The sequence below is a fragment of the Thioalkalivibrio sp. ALE12 genome, from assembly GCF_000381105.1.
Classification (GTDB): domain Bacteria; phylum Pseudomonadota; class Gammaproteobacteria; order Ectothiorhodospirales; family Ectothiorhodospiraceae; genus Thioalkalivibrio.
Genome location: NZ_KB905928.1, coordinates 1 through 1,281 on the forward strand (window position 1 = coordinate 1; position 1,281 = coordinate 1,281).

The following is a 1,281-nucleotide window of genomic DNA, read 5'->3' on the forward strand; positions in this document are numbered from 1 at the left end:
CGGATCGGGCAGGGGTGCGCCGGCTCGCCGGTCGATCCATTCACTTCACCCACCACGGGGACACCGCTCCCCGTGGGGGCGGTCTGTCCCCTCCATTCGGAGACAGACCATGACTGCGCGTATCAAGATCACGTTCGAGCGATGGAAGCCCGTCGATCTGGAACTTGGCGAACCCTCCCAGCGGGGATGGATCGATTCCGAGGGCGTCCGAATGGACCCCGAAGATCCCGAGGACCGGTCGGCGGTCGAAGCGGCCGTGGCGTTCCTCAATCGCAAGGGAGCTGTTCACCCCTCCAGTGATCCCCCAACCGGCATCGACCTGTGGTTCTCCACTGAACCCGAGATCGATTTCGAGACCGGGGATCAGGAGATCCGGAGTTACCACCTCAAGGGGTTTTCCGTGGAGGAAGAACTCCAGGTGTTCCACCGGATCCGGTACGGATAACAGGAGGCGAGGATGTACGGGAAGATCGCTTTTGAATACTTCGGCCACCATGTCGAACTCCAGCCCATGGCATCCGCCAAGGGCTGGTATGTCGGTACGGCGGACCCCCTGGACGGGACTCCGTTGTCGCGCGAATCCCTGGAGTATTTCGCCACGGAGGAGGCAACCACGGAGGCTCTGAATACGGGTGCCTGGACACAGCGGGCCCATCCCTAGAACGCACGCCTGAGCGTATCAGGCCTCTGAAAGCACCCCCGGATCGGGCAGGGGTGCGCCGGCTCCGCCGGTCGATCCATTCACTTCACCCACTACGGGGACACCGCTCCCCGTGGGGGCGGTCTGTCCCCTCCAGGCAGGAGATAGACCATGACGTTTTGCACTGAGACGGATCTTGCGATTCACCGCCACCGCGTCCCCGAACTCGAACGGATCCAGATCCTGCCGAGGTATCTCGGGGCACATGCCCTGGCATTTGAAAATAGCGTCTTCGATTCGCTGGGAACCCTGGCGGAAGCCTACAAGGGCGGCTTTTGGGAGTTCTACGAACTTTCCAACGGCGGTTTCTACATGGCACCCGAACAGGAACGGAACCTGCGGATCGTGGTGCCCGGTAACGGCTACGAGGGCGAATTGAGTCCGGATGCGGCGGGCATCATTGCCTGCCTGTTCGCCTTCAACGCGATGGCCTGGCGCTTTCGCGAAGATCGGCACGTCAACCTGTACCACTGGTTGAGGGATTACGCGCTGGACCATGACGAGTCCGGCGAGATTCTTCGCGCGATCGACTAGCCAACGGCATTCCATTCCCCAAAAGGGCGACGGCCCCTTTGGGGGCG

The 1,281-nt window shown here is 62.1% G+C and carries 3 protein-coding genes; all 3 read left to right on the forward strand.

Features of this window, described 5'->3' with window-relative positions:
* The first annotated feature begins 109 nt into the window (after nucleotides 1–109).
* The 3 genes from F614_RS0113830 to F614_RS0113840 all read left to right on the forward strand — a co-directional run bounded on the left by F614_RS0113830 (nucleotide 110) and on the right by F614_RS0113840 (nucleotide 1,234).
* Nucleotides 110–445, forward strand: a complete 336-nt coding sequence (locus tag F614_RS0113830) for a hypothetical protein (RefSeq protein ID WP_018878817.1) — start codon at nucleotides 110–112, stop codon at nucleotides 443–445.
* A 12-nt stretch (nucleotides 446–457) separates the two neighbouring features.
* On the forward strand, nucleotides 458–661 hold the full coding sequence (locus F614_RS0113835; RefSeq protein ID WP_018879185.1) for a hypothetical protein: 204 nt from the start codon (nucleotides 458–460) through the stop codon (nucleotides 659–661).
* 150 nt (nucleotides 662–811) lie between these two features.
* Complete coding sequence (locus F614_RS0113840) at nucleotides 812–1,234, forward strand: antirestriction protein (protein ID WP_018879186.1); 423 nt, start codon at nucleotides 812–814, stop codon at nucleotides 1,232–1,234.
* The last annotated feature ends 47 nt before the right edge of the window (nucleotides 1,235–1,281 follow it).

Excerpts from the sequence above, each read along its gene's own strand:
- F614_RS0113830 (WP_018878817.1), top strand. The coding sequence starts at position 110 with ATGACTGCGCGTATCAAGATCACGTTCGAGCGATGGAAGCCCGTCGAT.
- F614_RS0113835 (WP_018879185.1), top strand. The coding sequence starts at position 458 with ATGTACGGGAAGATCGCTTTTGAATACTTCGGCCACCATGTCGAACTC.
- F614_RS0113840 (WP_018879186.1), top strand. The coding sequence starts at position 812 with ATGACGTTTTGCACTGAGACGGATCTTGCGATTCACCGCCACCGCGTC.